At 36.1% G+C, this 14,863-nt stretch carries 13 protein-coding genes and 3 pseudogenes; 3 read left to right on the top strand and 13 right to left on the bottom strand.

Going from position 1 to position 14,863, the window contains the following annotated elements:
* Positions 1-45: 45 nt before the first annotated feature.
* Together pruA and N7U66_RS15885 are read left to right on the top strand one after the other, a co-directional pair.
* Positions 46-1,675: pseudogene (gene pruA, locus N7U66_RS15890) on the top strand (L-glutamate gamma-semialdehyde dehydrogenase).
* 184 nt (positions 1,676-1,859) lie between these two features.
* Positions 1,860-2,018 carry a hypothetical protein gene (locus N7U66_RS15885; RefSeq protein ID WP_267676088.1) on the top strand — a complete coding sequence of 53 codons (159 nt, stop codon included), beginning with the start codon at positions 1,860-1,862 and terminating at the stop codon, positions 2,016-2,018.
* A 288-nt stretch (positions 2,019-2,306) separates the two neighbouring features.
* Here N7U66_RS15885 and N7U66_RS15880 read toward each other — a convergent pair whose 3' ends face one another.
* The 5 genes and pseudogenes from N7U66_RS15880 to N7U66_RS15860 form a co-directional block, all read right to left on the bottom strand.
* Positions 2,307-3,164: a pseudouridine synthase gene (locus N7U66_RS15880; RefSeq protein WP_267676087.1), complete on the bottom strand. Its 858-nt coding sequence runs from the start codon at positions 3,162-3,164 to the stop codon at positions 2,307-2,309.
* 129 nt (positions 3,165-3,293) lie between these two features.
* Positions 3,294-4,244 carry a carbon-nitrogen hydrolase family protein gene (locus tag N7U66_RS15875; protein ID WP_267676086.1) on the bottom strand — a complete coding sequence of 317 codons (951 nt, stop codon included), beginning with the start codon at positions 4,242-4,244 and terminating at the stop codon, positions 3,294-3,296.
* Positions 4,245-5,150: a geranylgeranylglycerol-phosphate geranylgeranyltransferase gene (locus N7U66_RS15870; RefSeq protein ID WP_267676085.1), complete on the bottom strand. Its 906-nt coding sequence runs from the start codon at positions 5,148-5,150 to the stop codon at positions 4,245-4,247. It abuts the gene before it with no gap.
* Between the two features lie 9 nt (positions 5,151-5,159).
* A pseudogene (locus tag N7U66_RS15865) lies at positions 5,160-6,088 on the bottom strand (mevalonate kinase family protein).
* A gap of 61 nt (positions 6,089-6,149) precedes the next feature.
* Positions 6,150-7,233: pseudogene (locus N7U66_RS15860) on the bottom strand (diphosphomevalonate/mevalonate 3,5-bisphosphate decarboxylase family protein).
* Between the two features lie 186 nt (positions 7,234-7,419).
* Here N7U66_RS15860 and N7U66_RS15855 point away from each other — a divergent pair.
* Positions 7,420-8,010, top strand: a complete 591-nt coding sequence (locus N7U66_RS15855) for a TetR/AcrR family transcriptional regulator (RefSeq protein WP_267676084.1) — start codon at positions 7,420-7,422, stop codon at positions 8,008-8,010.
* 72 nt (positions 8,011-8,082) lie between these two features.
* Here N7U66_RS15855 and N7U66_RS15850 read toward each other — a convergent pair whose 3' ends face one another.
* The 8 genes from N7U66_RS15850 to N7U66_RS22195 form a co-directional block, all read right to left on the bottom strand.
* Entirely contained in the window at positions 8,083-8,538 is a 456-nt protein-coding gene (locus tag N7U66_RS15850) for a DUF1697 domain-containing protein (protein WP_267676083.1), read from the bottom strand.
* The gene (locus N7U66_RS15845; RefSeq protein ID WP_267676082.1) at positions 8,535-9,746 is read right to left on the bottom strand and encodes a BaiN/RdsA family NAD(P)/FAD-dependent oxidoreductase; all 1,212 of its coding nucleotides are present in this window, start codon (positions 9,744-9,746) and stop codon (positions 8,535-8,537) included. The genes N7U66_RS15850 and N7U66_RS15845 overlap by 4 nt, the downstream gene beginning before the upstream one ends.
* Before the next feature lie 3 nt (positions 9,747-9,749).
* Positions 9,750-9,872, bottom strand: coding sequence for a glycerophosphodiester phosphodiesterase family protein (locus N7U66_RS15840; RefSeq protein WP_267676081.1), 123 nt, complete (start codon positions 9,870-9,872; stop codon positions 9,750-9,752).
* Complete coding sequence (locus tag N7U66_RS15835; protein WP_267676080.1) at positions 9,850-10,434, bottom strand: glycerophosphodiester phosphodiesterase; 585 nt, start codon at positions 10,432-10,434, stop codon at positions 9,850-9,852. Before N7U66_RS15835 ends, N7U66_RS15840 begins: the two co-directional genes overlap by 23 nt.
* A 236-nt stretch (positions 10,435-10,670) precedes the next feature.
* Positions 10,671-10,949, bottom strand: a complete 279-nt coding sequence (locus N7U66_RS15830) for an SRPBCC domain-containing protein (RefSeq protein WP_267676079.1) — start codon at positions 10,947-10,949, stop codon at positions 10,671-10,673.
* 20 nt (positions 10,950-10,969) lie between these two features.
* Entirely contained in the window at positions 10,970-11,107 is a 138-nt protein-coding gene (locus N7U66_RS15825) for an SRPBCC family protein (RefSeq protein ID WP_267676078.1), read from the bottom strand.
* Between the two features lie 8 nt (positions 11,108-11,115).
* Positions 11,116-13,764, bottom strand: coding sequence for a BamA/TamA family outer membrane protein (locus tag N7U66_RS15820; protein ID WP_313791280.1), 2,649 nt, complete (start codon positions 13,762-13,764; stop codon positions 11,116-11,118).
* 156 nt (positions 13,765-13,920) lie between these two features.
* Positions 13,921-14,826 carry a metallophosphoesterase gene (locus N7U66_RS22195; protein ID WP_313791279.1) on the bottom strand — a complete coding sequence of 302 codons (906 nt, stop codon included), beginning with the start codon at positions 14,824-14,826 and terminating at the stop codon, positions 13,921-13,923.
* Between the last annotated feature and the right edge of the window lie 37 nt (positions 14,827-14,863).

Raw genomic sequence — 14,863 nt, 5'->3', positions numbered from 1 at the left:
GTGAAGATGAACATCAAAATTTACAAATAAAAAACTCAAAAGAAGATGGGAAAAGGATTTTTCAATGTGCCAATCGCCGTTAACGAACCGGTAAGAGCTTATGCTCCAGGGAGCGAACACCGCGAAGCGATTGCTAAGGCTTACAAAGACATGTATAATAGCACGTTAGACGTGCCCATGTACATTAATGGTAAGGACGTAACAACCGGTAACACTAAGCCAATGTCCCCTCCGCATGATCATAAGCACGTGATTGGGCAATACCATTTGGCTGAAAAGTCTCATGTAGAAACTGCTATTTCTACAGCTTTAGAAGCACGTAAAACATGGTCTCAAATGCCATGGGAACACAGAGCTGGAATCTTTTTAAAAGCTGCAGAATTAATTGCGGGACCCTATAGAGCTAGAATTAATGCGGCTACTATGATGGCGCAATCTAAGACCATTTATCAAGCTGAAATTGATGCCGCTTGTGAATTAATAGACTTTTTACGTTTCAACGTACAGTTCATGACAGAGATGTATCATGACCAACCGTGAAAGCACCAGTGACGCATGGAATCGCTTAGAATACAGACCTCTAGAAGGTTTTGTTTATGCCGTGTCTCCTTTTAACTTCACCGCTATTGCTGGAAACCTACCGTCTTGCATGGCACTAATGGGGAACGTTGTGGTTTGGAAACCAAGTGATTCTCAAATCTATTCGGCTAAAGTCATTATGGATGTATTTGAAGAAGCGGGCGTCCCTCCTGGGGTCATTAATGTTGTTTTTGGCGATCCAAAAATGATTACTGATGTGGTCCTAGCAAGTCCGGATTTTTCCGGCTTACACTTTACGGGTTCTACCCATGTTTTTAAAGCCTTATGGAAGCAAATTGGAAACAATATTGACCACTATAAAACCTACCCGAAAATTGTAGGTGAAACCGGTGGGAAAGACTTTATTGTCGCACATAAAACAGCGAATCCAATACAGGTAGCCACAGCTATTGCTCGTGGTGCTTTTGAGTTCCAAGGCCAAAAATGTAGTGCAGCGTCTCGGGCCTATATTTCTAAAAGCATCCGGAAGGACGTCAAAGAGCAATTGGTAAAAGACGTAAAATCTTTTAAAATGGGCTCTCCTGAAGACATGAGTAATTTTATTACTGCGGTCATTCACGAAGGTTCTTTTGACAAGTTAGCCAAGTATATTGACCAAGCGAAAGCCGATAACAACGCTGAGATTATTGTTGGCGGTGGTTACGACAAAAGCAAAGGATACTTTATTGAGCCTACCGTAATTCTAACTGATGATCCAAAATACACCACCATGTGTGATGAGCTCTTTGGACCGGTAATTACTATCTATATTTTTGAAGACGACGCTTTTTCTGAAACCTTAAAACTTGTAGATACGACTAGTGATTATGCATTAACTGGGGCTATTATCGCTAAAGACCGTTATGCTATTATTGAAGCCACCCAAGCCTTACAAAATGCTGCGGGTAATTTCTATATTAACGACAAGCCAACTGGTGCTGTTGTAGGGCAACAACCTTTTGGTGGTGCTCGTGGTAGTGGAACCAATGATAAAGCAGGAAGCCTTATCAACCTACAACGCTGGGTATCGCCAAGGATGATAAAAGAAACTTTTGTAACGCCTACAGATTATCGCTATCCTTTTTTGGGGGAATAATTAAGATGCTTTAATTCATAAAAAACCTCAAGTAAGCCTTGAGGTTTTTTTATGATTTACTTTCGCTCTAGACCCGGTTTTTAAAAATCCAACTATTTATTGCTGTTAAATTTTAAAATCCTATTTTTGTTTTCATAAACAAAGCCCTTTAGCTCGCTAAGGCATTAGGACCAGCAAACAGAATATGAACAAAATAAGAATTATAGGATTATTAATTTTAGCCGTTGGAGTTGTTTTTCATTTGACATTAAAAACTGAAGCCACAGATTTTTTTACAGGCCTTTCAATAGGAGTTGGAATTGGCTTACTTATCACTGGGAGAATAACTAAACCAAGCCTATAAAGAAATACAAAACAGGGGTTATTTAAAGCTTTAGTGTTTTTATAATCGATTTGTTTAGGCCTACAATTCCCGGATAATAGTGACCTACTCCAGTATTAAAAACTGATGAAATTTAAGTAACAACAAGCCTGGTGATAAAACTATCCGCCCATTAATTTAAATCATTCCAATTTTAGGATCCCAATTTAGATTCTTTACTACAAAAAAACCTCAAGTAAGTCTTGAGGTTTTTTTGTATTGTATTAAATGCAGATTTTATTAGATTACTTATATTCTAGTAACTAAAAACTATAGCATCTTCAGGGTATTAATCTCCTGCTCTGTTAGTAATTTCCAATTCCCCCTTGGGATGTCTTTTTTAGTTAAGTGTGCAATTTGTACACAGTCTATTCGCACCAGTTCGTATTTTAAATAATCGAAAATCGTATGTAGAATGATATTCCCGGTATTTTTAATTTTAATACCTACCTCATTTTTCTTATTATCTACGTAATCCACCTCTTCCACATGCACCATCTTCCCTTCTATTTTGAAGCCTTCACGGATTTTCTTTAAGTCTTCTAACTTTAAGTTTTTGTCTAATTCTAAATGAAATAGGCGCTCCACACCTTTATTAGAATTTGTAAAGCGTTCTACTACTTTTTCATCATTTGTAAAGAGTAACAACCCCGTAGAGTTTCGTCCCAAACGCCCAATAGGCTTAACACGTGATGGTGTAGCGTTAGCCACTAAATCCATAACTGTACGTCCTTTATGCTCACTGGTTGTCGTCGCAAAACCTTTAGGTTTATTTAATAACACATACGCTTTTTTCTCAGGGTTTATTCGCGAACCATCATATCGCACTTCGTCATCCAGCTTTACCTTGTAACCCATTTCGGTTACTACTTTACCATTTACAGTAACCAAACCTGTTGCTATATGTATATCGGCGTCACGACGGGAACACATACCTGAATTTGCCACGTATTTGTTTAAACGAATTTCATCTGGATTGGATGCCTTTTTAGAAGACACTACCGCCTTTTTAGTAGTCGTCCCTTGCTTTTTAATTGGCGCATTTCCTCTTGCATAACTTTTAGTTTTACTATTGTTATTGCCGCGACCTGAAGTCTTTCCTTTATCGTTTCCGCCTTGTCTGCTCATGGTATTAGTATTATATCTTCAAATAATTTAAGGGTGCAAAGATAGGTTATAATTTAACATGTACTATTTATTTATAAAGGTTTGTTTTTAAGCCCTTTCAACCGCCCTTTATAGGTTAAACCTTTATTTTTAGTCCTCGTATACTACTGTAGACTGCCGTTCTCTATTCACAATGAGTTTCGTTATATCTGGTCGGGAATAATGTCCTACAGGGTCAAAATTACGGCGTTCTTCATACACCCGATTAAAATCTATAGTTTGAATAATTAACCCTTCTTTATTTATTACTGGTGCTACAATCCATTCGCCATCTGGTCCTGCAATGCAACTTCCCCCATTGGCCAGCACGTTTGGGCAATGCTCTAAAATTTTTTCTAAATGTGGAAGCGTTTTTGGAAAGAGTGCTTTAGTCATTAAGCAAGAGACCGAAACAACAAACGACCGGGATTCCTTTGCTATAAATCGCGTGATGTCCTTGGTGTTATGATCACTTCCTGGCCAAACCGCGATATGTAAATTTTCGCCCAAACCGTAGAGTGCTGTTCTTGGCAACGGCATCCAATTTTCCCAACAATTGAGTCCGCCAACAGTAAATTGTTTTAATTTATGTACTTGTAATCCATGACCATCACCAGGAGACCAGGTCAATCTTTCATCGTAAGTGGGTTGTAATTTCCTGTGCACCGATTTAATTTCACCGCTAGCATTTATATATACTAAAGACGCATAAATGGAATGCCCGCCTCGATTTTGAGCGCGTTCAATAATCCCTAAATAAATAGCGATGTTATGTGTTTTCGCCAGCTGACAAATAGTATCCAACTCCCCCGTTTCAATTTGAATCGCATTTCTCACATATTCAGCATGTAACTCCTTATTTATTTTGGTATTCCATTCTGCCCCACCCGTTAAGGCTAACCAAAACGGATAACCAGGCACTAAGGCTTCCCCAAAAACGACGAGTTCACATCCGGCTTCACCTGCTTCAACCACAGCGTGCTCCACCTTTTTAAGGGTTTCGTTTTTATTCAACAGCACTGGAGACAGTTGTGCCATGGCAATTTTAAGTGTGTTTTCCATTTACAAAATGCGTTTTAAAACCAAGTCAACATCAATTAACAAGATGCTAAAAACTCCAGCTACAATGATAAATTTCAAAATATTGTGTAGAATGAGATATTGTTGTTGTGTTTTAGAATTCCAAAGCAAAACCACGAATACAAGCAATAGAAATGTACATAAAAAAAAGTAAACATTCATTTGTCCAATATCATAACGTTGCACCAACAAATAGGATGGTAATAAGGTTAATATCACCAAATAAGTGATCATTTTTTTTGAGACATTTTCACCATATTGAATGGGAATAGTGTGATAATTTAAAGCCAAATCCCCTTTTAAATTCTCTAAATCTTTAGTTAGTTCCCGAATGGTAATGATCAAAAATAAAAACGTCGCATGTACAAAAATAACAGTATCGAAATTCTTGTAGTAAATAAAAATAATAAAAAAAGGAGTAATTGTTAACAATGCCGAAGTGATGTTACCCACTATTTGCAGTTTTTTCAATTTATGTGAATAAAACCAAATACCAAAAATGTAAGCTGAAAAAAATACGACCGCATTAAATGACACATAGCTTGCCATAATAATGGCAGAAAAGTTAAGCACAAAATAAAAAGATAATTTGGTATTCTGACTCACCAGCTTATCGAGCATTGATTTATTGGGTCTATTAATTACATCTTTTTCAGAATCGTAGAAATTATTAATAATATACCCACCTGCCACAACCGCCGCCGAAGCTAAAACCAGCATTAACAGATTCAAATCAAATAGCACGTTTCGCAAAGGCCTTTCCGGCGCAAAAATATAAATTGAAGTTAAATATTGCGCGAGTACAATAATGAGAATATTGTAGCCCCTTACTACAGAAAACATGCTAAAAAACTTCAGAAGAATGTGTTTCTGTTTGCGAGAGAACATAAGATTGGTTTAAAAATTATAAACGACCTCTAATCTATAATCTTTAAGTGCTTTTTCAGCTTTCTTTAAATCTTCGGTAAACCCTAAAATATAGCCGCCACCTCCTGAACCGCAAAGCTTAAGATAGTAATCGTTGGTTTCTAAACCATTTTTCCATAGGGCGTGAAACTGCTTCGGGATCATAGGTTTAAAGTGCTGCAAAACCGTTTTAGATAATTTTTTTGTATTGCTAAACAACGATTTTATATCGCCTTTTAAAAAATCATCAACACAAGCATCAGTATGTTTTATAAATTGATTTTTAAGCATGTTGCGAAAGCCCTCCTGCTTCATATTTTCCATAAAAATACTTACCATTGGTGCAGTTTCACCAGTAACACCACTATCTAGTAAAAATACGGCGCCTTTACGGAAGTACTTTGTGTTGGAATGCCTGTCGCTTCAATATTGTCTTGGGAATTGATAAGAATTGGTAAACTTAAGTAGCTATTTAACGGATCGAGACCTGAAGATTTTCCATGAAAAAACGATTCCATTTCAGCAAAAATGACTTTAAGTCTTAATAGTTTTTCACGTGTTAAATTTTCAAGGACTGTAATTTTATTCGTAGCGTATTTGTCATAAATTGCCGCTACCAATGCGCCACTACTACCAACCCCATAACCCTGTGGAATAGAAGAATCAAAATACATGCCGGATTCGACATCTGCCAACAATTTTTCGACTTCAAAAACGACTAGATCATTACTTATATTAGATAAATACTTTGCAAATCTTTTTAAGCTTTCGTTAGACTTTTTAGTCTCTTCTAATAGATTGTCATCCATTTTTAAAGCACCGTTGTAAAAATTATAGGGTATCGATAATCCTTTAGAGTCTTTAATGATTCCGTACTCTCCAAAGAGTAAGATTTTAGAATAGAAAAGTGGGCCTTTCATAATATAGTATTCAGTGTTCGTTCTGCAGTTAGCAGTGTATTAGTTTAAATATACATCAATTTTACAACTTTTGAGCACCAAAACCAATTTGATCACAAATATAGTGACCGTTTTGACAATATGCAACTAACTCAGTCTTAATGAAATTGTAAATTTCTTCAGTTTCATTTTCAGGATACAAAACATGTACATTGGCTCCTGCGTCTAGTGTAAAACTAATGTGTAAACCCGTTTCTTTCCTAAAACTCCAAATCTTATTAATTATTTCCAACGTATTGGGTTTCATTAAAATAAAATAGGGCATGCTTGTCATCATCATTGCATGTAGCGTTAGCGCCTCACTTTCAATCAATGCAATAAACGCCTCTAAATCGCCTGATTTTAATATGGCTTTTAGTTTGGTGATATTTTCTTCCGCCTGCTTAAATCGTGTTTTAGCAAAAGGATGATTGTGCATCAAATTATGGCCAACACTACTACTCACTTGCTTTTCTCCTTTATCTACGAGTAAAATAGTATCGTTGTAGTTCTTGAAGTTGTCATGTACTTCGTCCGGGTATTTTATTCCAAATAAATCACTACTACCTTCAATAGCATTATGTTTTCCCCAAACGATTAAATCGCCTTCAATACTTCTACTTGCACTTCCCGATCCTAATCGTGCTAAAAACGATGCTTTTTTATTGAAATATTCCTGAGACATTTCTCGGATCCATTAACTTTTCAACGCTTATTAAGCACAATGCCAAAGCACTCATGCCGGATGCCGAAGAGGCAATACCCGAACTGTGCGGAAACGTATTTGAAGTTTCAATCTTAAAATGATAGCTTTTAAGAAATGGTAAGTAGGCTTCAATGCGGTTAAAAAAAGTATTTATTTTAGGCTTAAAATCAGGCTTGTTTTCGCCATCCAGCAAGATCTCAAAAGAGTAATTGTCATCGGTTTTATCGCGTTTTGAAAAATACAATTTGGTAATCGTTTTACAGGTATCGAGTGTAAAGCTAATGGATTGATTTTCCGGAATTTGATTTTCCTTTTTTCCCCAATACTTTACAAGAGCGATGTTACTTGGTGCACTCCATGTCACCGCTCCAACCGGAAGGCTATTTAATTCTAAATCGGGAATAAATTCGTTTTCAATCATATAGATAAAATTTTAGCAAATATAATCTTAATTATATGATTTTTTTTTACTTTAGCGATCAATTAGAATGTGTATTCGGTTTAGTGATCTTTATCGGATGTCTAGTAATTACTAGAAACATTTTAATTACTATTAAAAAACAACTAACTAGACATCGAGAGCCCTTAAACTTCCCTCATAATCTCTATGTTAAAAACAGCCCCTATAGGGGTAGTTGATAAAATGGATAAAAAGAAAAGAATTATTCTTACTATGCTAGAACTAGTAGTTGAGCAAGGTGTGCATGCCACTCCCATGTCTCAAGTCGCTAAAGAAGCAGGCGTCGCTGTAGGCACTATTTACCATTACTTTAAGAATAAAGAAGAAATTATTGAAGAAATTTACATCATGATCTGTCAGGATTTTGGGATTGTTTTAATTGCTAACGTGCCTAATGATGATTTTAAAGAACAGTTTGCAGTTATTTGGCATAACCTTTATAATTACTTTATTGGTAACCCGATGGCTTTTAAGTTTATGGAATTTGTTGGTGTCCCTCCAATTATTAATGCTGAAATAAGATTAAAAAGCGTTAAACATTTCACTAATATTAGAGATTTGTTCCTCGCTGCAATTATAAAAAAAGAAATAAAGGATGCCAATTTAAGATTGGTTTTACAAATGAGTTTTGGCAATGTCATCTCTGCCGCAAGATTAAAATTCAAAGCAGAATTACCTATGAATGAGGAGCAAATAGAAGATGCTTTACAGATGTCTTGGAATTGTATTAAAGCTTAGTTTCAGACAACTCCAATAGCTTAACCATTGTTTTATAATTTCTTGTAGTCGCAGTAACGTTAAGTTTTCGTTCTATAAAATTAGTGTTACACTTTGCCTTACCGTATCCATTTTCTGAAAAAAATACACCACATTTCGCGTTGCTACGATTTCTTCGTCATCAAAAGCAACAGTATTTAAACTGTCAATTAACTCTTTTTCAGGAGCTGTATTGAGCAATGTAAAATAGCTACTTACTTTCCTTTTTTCTAAGAAAGGACAGGCTCTAAATATGGCTTTCATTTCAAGATTTGTTTTTACTAAAACGGGCACTTCAAACCCAAACTGCTTCTTAATACTACTGAAAATTTTTAGTTCTAAAATAGAAGTGTCTTTTTCTGAAGATTCAAAAACCACATTACCACTTTGAATATACGTTTGAACATTTTTAAAGGCGCAAGCCCTTAATACCGCCCGTAATTCAGCCATCGGAACTTTTTTTTGTCCGCTAACATTAATTCCTCTCAATAATGCGATGTAGCTTATCATTCTGAAATATTTTGTGCTAAAATGTAAGCACTTGTCCAGGCATTTTGAAAATTAAATCCTCCAGTTACCGCATCTATATTTAACACTTCGCCTGTAAAATAAAGATTTTCATGAAGCTTACTCTCGAAATTTTTAAAATTGACTTCCTTTAAATTAACACCACCTGCGGTTACAAATTCTTCTTTAAAAGTACTTTTTCCATCCACTTTAAAAACCGCTTTTGTTAACTGGTTTGCTAACGCTTCTAACTGATTTTTATTAAGGTCAGCCCAGCGCATTTCTGTGGTAATCCCTGCTGCCAGTGCCAGTTGTTGCCACAAGCGTTTTGGCAAATCAAAAGGCGTATAATTACTCACGGTTTTTTTAGATAACTCCAATTTTAACTCTTTTAATCGTGTTACAACACTATCACATTCTAAGGCTAGAAAATTGATTTCAATCTCAAACTGATACGCTAATTTCGCAAATTCTAAGGCTCCAAAGGCGGAAAGCTTTAAAATGGAAGGCGCACTCATTCCCCAATGCGTAATGAGTAAAGGACCATGAGATTCTAGTGCCGTTCCTAACACTTTTATTTCTACATGTTGGGCCACTACCCCTGGTATGTCTTTTATACGGCTGTCTTGTATGTTAAAAGTAAATAGTGAAGGTACTGGAGCAGTAACTGTATGGTTGATGTTCTCTATTAACTTCCATATTTTAGGATTACTACCTGTGGCAATAACTAATTTTTTACATAAAAAAACATCCGATTTGGTTTCGACCTTCCAACAGTCGTTTTGCTTTTCAAATTTAGTTACAGATTGATTTTGGAGGACCTCAACGCCATTTTTATTGATTTCAGAAAGAAAACAATCTATGATGGTTTGTGAAGAATTAGACACGGGAAACATTCTGCCATCGTCTTCAATTTTCAAGGAGACACCTCTTTTCTCAAACCATTCAATCGTATCTCCAGTCATAAAACTATGGAATGGGCCTAACAATTCTTTTTCGCCCCTTGGATAGTTCCGTGTTAATTCCTGAGGAATAAACTCTGCATGCGTAACATTACAGCGTCCACCTCCGGATACCTTAACTTTGGTCAACACGTTTTTTCCACGTTCTAAGATCGCAACGGCTAACTTCGGGTTTTTTTCTGCAATGTTAATGGCTGCAAAAAAACCCGCAGCACCACCACCTACTATTATAATATCTTTTTCAATCATATTCTATCTCGGAAAATCGCTAATAATACCATCCACTTTATAGTTAACCATGCGCTCGATGTCTTTATATTCATTTACTGTCCATGTGTATACCTTATAACCTTCAGCCTTTATCTCGGACCACATTTTCTTTAGTTAACATGACGAAATCTGGGTGAATTGCCAGTGCTTTTAAATTTCTTGCCACGTCCATGGCTTCCTTTAAATTGGTATCTGTTAAAACACCCAATGACACTTTTTTATTTAACGCCCGAAGGGCTATTAATAAAGGGTGTTGAAAACTTGAAACTAAAATATTCTTATAAGTCCACCTGGTATTCTTTACATAATCTTCTATAATTGTAACAACACCTTGTACGGTATCAAGACCTTTTAATTCTATATTTAGCAGGCATTTATCATCAACCAAATCAAACACCTCCGCTAAAGTTGGAATTTCATAAGCCCCTTTTAATTTAAGATTTTTTAATTCCGGAAGGGTAAAATTACTAATGTCTCCATGACCATTAGACAATCTATCAACTGCAAAATCATGAAAAACCACCAATTCACCAGTTTTGCAGCGATGTATATCAATTTCAATACCGTCTACTCCTAAATCCATCGCTTTTTGAATGGAAGCTAGGGTGTTTTCGGTCACATAACCTTTGGCGCCACGATGTCCTATTTTAGAGACTTCTTCTTTCATTCTATTGCTCGTTTCTCTTTACTTAGAAGATATTGGTAAATTTAGCCATAAAATGTAGATTATAGATTGGTTTGCCACTAACTTTTAAGCATTACAAAACGATCTTACATATGACATCGAACATTATAGTGGTCACTGGCATACTATTTACCATCTTGGGCTAACTGAAGATTTCTATTTATAATAATGATGCTATTAAGGAAGACGTCTCTAGAAGTAATAGTTAAATTACAGACTTAACCTCTATTTTCAATATAACGCTTAAGTCTATTTATAAAATAATTCCACCCTCCCTGACAACTTTCTCTAGAAAATTCAGGAATAGTGTCAGGAAATGTTTCTAAGCCAGTACAGGTAATTTTCAATGTAGTTTGGTTTTTATTTTCAGAAATTTCAAAGCTTGATTTTGATTTACCTGAGTACTCTTTATATTGCCATGTATAGGCTATTTTCTTATTAGGCATTACTTCTGTGACTTTCCAAAGATGTGTAAAATCTCTTTCTTCTGAAGACACTAAAAACGCCGTCTCAAAACCTACCTCAGGTTCAAATTCGGAATAGTATTAAAAAACCACTCACACATTTCTTCCTTTTGGGTAATAGCGCTCCAAAGCTGTTTTGCCGAGACGCTAAATACCTGTTCTGTTATTATGGCGGCACTTCTATTATCCATTGTTTTTTTTAAAAGCTTATTCCAAATCCAAAAGAAAATCTAAAACCTTCCTCACTATTGAAAAAATTAAAGGTTCCTTGAACAGAGTCTGCCGCAGACACCCAAAAACCACCGCCATAATCGTTATGCCATGTCTCTGAAACATCCTCTTTAACCCGGACTCTCCCAACATCCCCACCTGCAAAAATTCCGAATTGCAATGGTAAGGTGTTTGTTCTAAATGAATTAAAACTGTAACGTACGTCTGCACTTCCAACTAATGACTTTGTTCCTGTAAACCGTTCTGTTCTAAACCCTCTTAAACCATTATCCCCTCCAATGTTTGCGGCCTGATAAAAAATGAGATCGTCTCCAATTCTTAACTGACCTCTTATGTCTGTCTTTAATACTAATTTTCTGTTGGTAATTAAGGCATTATAAAATCCTAAACTTGAATTCACATAGCCGTATGTGTTTTTAGTATCTTCCGGTTCTGTTTTTATTCCCATGCCTAAATTAAAGGTCATACCCCGTGTTGGAACGACCCTATTATCGAAACTGGCATAATTGTAATCCGCTTCAGCGGCAGCAAAAAAACGTCTATTGTAAAAACCATTTTCTAAATTGGAAGGAGCAAAAGTTTCTATAAAACGATCGGGTGTTTTTCCAATTTCTATACCTTCTGCGATAAATTTAAAACCATAATCACTACCAAAACTACCCTTTTTCAGGACGCCCACACTGGCCTTATAAATACTGGTTTTCACTCTATTGTAATCCAGATCTAATGCCGCATCATTATTAACGGTTTCATTACCATATCCAAAGAAATTATTTGAAAAATTTTCACTGGTAAGTTGACCGGCGACATGAAGATTCCAATCTTGAAAAAGGTTGGCAAATTCTCCATCATATTCTATACTAAAACCATTAGTTGCAAAATAGTAGCCCCCTTTAAAGCGGTGCTGTTGAGAATAGGGGTTACGTTGAAACCCCTTAGTGGTTTTCACCAAGGAGACACCAACAGCAACACCGTCATCTGGGTTATAAGCCAAATTAGGTGTAATGGTCCCTGTTTTTACAATGTTCTTATTAAAATCAAAAAGATTATTATTATAAATATCTGTAAAATTTATTTTCGCCCCTTCATTCTCCTGTACGGTATTAGGTTTTGATTTGTGGTCATATACGCGAACACGTCTTCCGTTTTTTATAATATAGGTATCGTTATTTTGGCCTCCAATAATTCTTGTAAAAATTAAATTATTGGCTTTTCCTGTCACTTCAAAAACATCATCGTCATCTAGGCCGTAAATCCACAATTCCTTAGTAATGTCTTTGTTAAATGTTCTATTGACCAATACCTCTCCTTTTTTACCGTCTATAATACGTGAGATTTTAACATTAGTCTCGTTGTCACCACTACGATTAATTTCAAAATAATCATCCTTATCTGTCCCAGTCACAATAACCAATTCATTTAAATAGTTGTAGTAGCGTTCTGCGATGTCCAACATATTGGCACGTCTGCCTTTCAAGTGCTCTTGAATTTCTTCAAGTGTTTTATCTTGCGCTTCGGCTGGTACTTTTGAAAAAGCAGTTGCAATGACGTCATCTGTGATGTTGTCTTGAAGGTATTTCGCTTGCTTCATCCAAGCGGCTTTATCTGAGTTTTGAATTAATACCTTATCTAATTTAATTCCGGCACTATTCATCCACTTTATGTCTCTCAATTCACTATCATATACTTGCAATTGTTTCGTTGACCCCGAAAGAATTTTCATAATATTTAAAAGCGCCCCATCAAAATTGGAAAAGACTTGATCTCTATCTCTTGGTATGGGCTTAAATAACTTATCCCCATTATCTTGATTAAATTGTGCCCAACGCCATTGGTCTTGATGTCGGTCCCAGTCACCTATAAGCATATCGAACAAACGCGCCCTTATATATGAATTTTCGTCAATTTTATATTTTTCATCCTCTCTCACTTTTTGAATAATGTCATGGGTGCTTTCTATATCATCTGCATAGCCAAAATTTCTCTCGTCACTATAATTTTCTTCCGGACGTTCTTCAATCATATAAAGCTCTCCACCATATTCCGTATTATAATCGCCTAAATATTTATGCTTGGGTATGTAGTATAATTTGGGGTTGGTATGATAAACGCCCGCAGCAGCAGACAAATCCGGAACCACAAAAAAAGCGTAAGGGTGTGCGGCTGTATAAAAATCAAGGACTAAATTTTCGATTTTTGTTTTTTCAAAATCATTTTCAACGTAAGTCTCTTTAAATAATACGGTTTGTAAATACTGTGTGGCACTTTTTCTCAACGCACGCATATTTAATTCGCGGCCATCCTTTGTTTTTAATCTCAAAGAACGTGTTTGGTGCCCCCCTCCAGCTCTTACAATTTCTAACCCTCCGTAGAGCGTGTCTAAAGTTACAACTTGTGCTTTGATTTTTTTACTATATAAGTCCCTATATCTATCTCCCAGCAGTGTCTCGTACACACTTGTTTTGTCTGTTTCCTGTTTTGTGTAAATGGAGGCATCTACCGTTGTGGGAAACGTATCTCGCAACAGCTCTGTATTAAAAACATCCCTAGTTTTAGGTAACACTTCCTTCGTATACATTAATTTTGGAAGCCCGGCTTCCTCTACATAGATACTCACCCATGTACTTCCATCTTTAAAGATAGTAAGTTCAGCAAAGCCTTCTTTACCTATTGAAAAAAGACCATTATGACTTAATGTTGCTGCAGATTTTTTAGAGCCGAACCGGAAACAATTTGCTTAATACCATCCTTTTCTATGTATTGTAAAGAATGTTCATGACCGTGAAGCAAATACGATGTTATCATATTCCAAAGCCATCGTTTCAATGCGGTTCATGAGTTCATTGTAACGCTCATTGTACCGGTCTTGAATAGAGACGCCACCCTGCGTTCTCACCTGAGTTAACAACGACGCCAAAACGGGCACTGGTACATCTCGTTGGGTAGGAAAAAGATGTTTACTAGCATCAAAAAAACCGCCATGGGTGCCGTTGGTGTACATGGGGTGATGCATTGCAAATACAACTCTTTTGTTTTGAGCCTTTTTTAATTCGCCTTCAAGCTCTTCAAAAAAACGTTCCCGTGTTTTTATTTCACACTCATCATTAATTGTTGGGTTGTGATTCCAGTTTTCTAAATACCATTGCGTATCGATAACGATGAGTTGTATTTTATCACCAACCTCTATACTTTCGAGGGGACAACCATTTTCGGGTTGAAAGGTGTTTTTACCAAGCGCATTTTCTATATATTTTTCTTCCCTCTTAAGCCCGCTAACCCCATCGGCATACCAATCGTGATTTCCAGGAATCATCACCGTATTTCCCTCAAAGTTTTTTACCGCATTTATCTGTGCATTAAGTGCGTTTTCTGCATTTTTTCTACCGTAACGTTCTTTTCTAACCAAGCCATCAGGATAAATATTATCCCCAAGAAAAACAACATAATCTTTTTTACTACTGGTCGCCGCCACATGTTTTTCAAACGCTGTTAACCCTAGAGACAATCCGTCTATTGGAGACTTTCCAGCATCACCAATAAGATAAAATCTACGTTCAATATCTTTATTTGGGAGCGCATCTATCGTCTTTTCTTCATCTCTATATTGTGCCTCGAAAGTAGCGCAGCTTGAACAAACCAATAAGATTATAAACGTTAGAATTATGTTATTTTTAGTCATAGAGTCAATGGGTTGATTTAATTTTTAGTAATTTAGT

The organism is Lacinutrix neustonica (assembly GCF_026625145.1).
Classification (GTDB): domain Bacteria; phylum Bacteroidota; class Bacteroidia; order Flavobacteriales; family Flavobacteriaceae; genus Lacinutrix; species Lacinutrix neustonica.
This window is presented reverse-complemented; position numbering and strand designations above follow the sequence as displayed.

Excerpts from the sequence above, each read along its gene's own strand:
- N7U66_RS15885 (WP_267676088.1), top strand. The coding sequence starts at position 1,860 with ATGAACAAAATAAGAATTATAGGATTATTAATTTTAGCCGTTGGAGTT.
- N7U66_RS15880 (WP_267676087.1), bottom strand. The coding sequence starts at position 3,164 with ATGAGCAGACAAGGCGGAAACGATAAAGGAAAGACTTCAGGTCGCGGC.
- N7U66_RS15875 (WP_267676086.1), bottom strand. The coding sequence starts at position 4,244 with ATGGAAAACACACTTAAAATTGCCATGGCACAACTGTCTCCAGTGCTG.
- N7U66_RS15870 (WP_267676085.1), bottom strand. The coding sequence starts at position 5,150 with ATGTTCTCTCGCAAACAGAAACACATTCTTCTGAAGTTTTTTAGCATG.
- N7U66_RS15855 (WP_267676084.1), top strand. The coding sequence starts at position 7,420 with ATGTTAAAAACAGCCCCTATAGGGGTAGTTGATAAAATGGATAAAAAG.
- N7U66_RS15850 (WP_267676083.1), bottom strand. The coding sequence starts at position 8,538 with ATGATAAGCTACATCGCATTATTGAGAGGAATTAATGTTAGCGGACAA.
- N7U66_RS15845 (WP_267676082.1), bottom strand. The coding sequence starts at position 9,746 with ATGATTGAAAAAGATATTATAATAGTAGGTGGTGGTGCTGCGGGTTTT.
- N7U66_RS15840 (WP_267676081.1), bottom strand. The coding sequence starts at position 9,872 with ATGTGGTCCGAGATAAAGGCTGAAGGTTATAAGGTATACACATGGACA.
- N7U66_RS15835 (WP_267676080.1), bottom strand. The coding sequence starts at position 10,434 with ATGAAAGAAGAAGTCTCTAAAATAGGACATCGTGGCGCCAAAGGTTAT.
- N7U66_RS15825 (WP_267676078.1), bottom strand. The coding sequence starts at position 11,107 with ATGGATAATAGAAGTGCCGCCATAATAACAGAACAGGTATTTAGCGTC.
- N7U66_RS22195 (WP_313791279.1), bottom strand. The coding sequence starts at position 14,826 with ATGACTAAAAATAACATAATTCTAACGTTTATAATCTTATTGGTTTGT.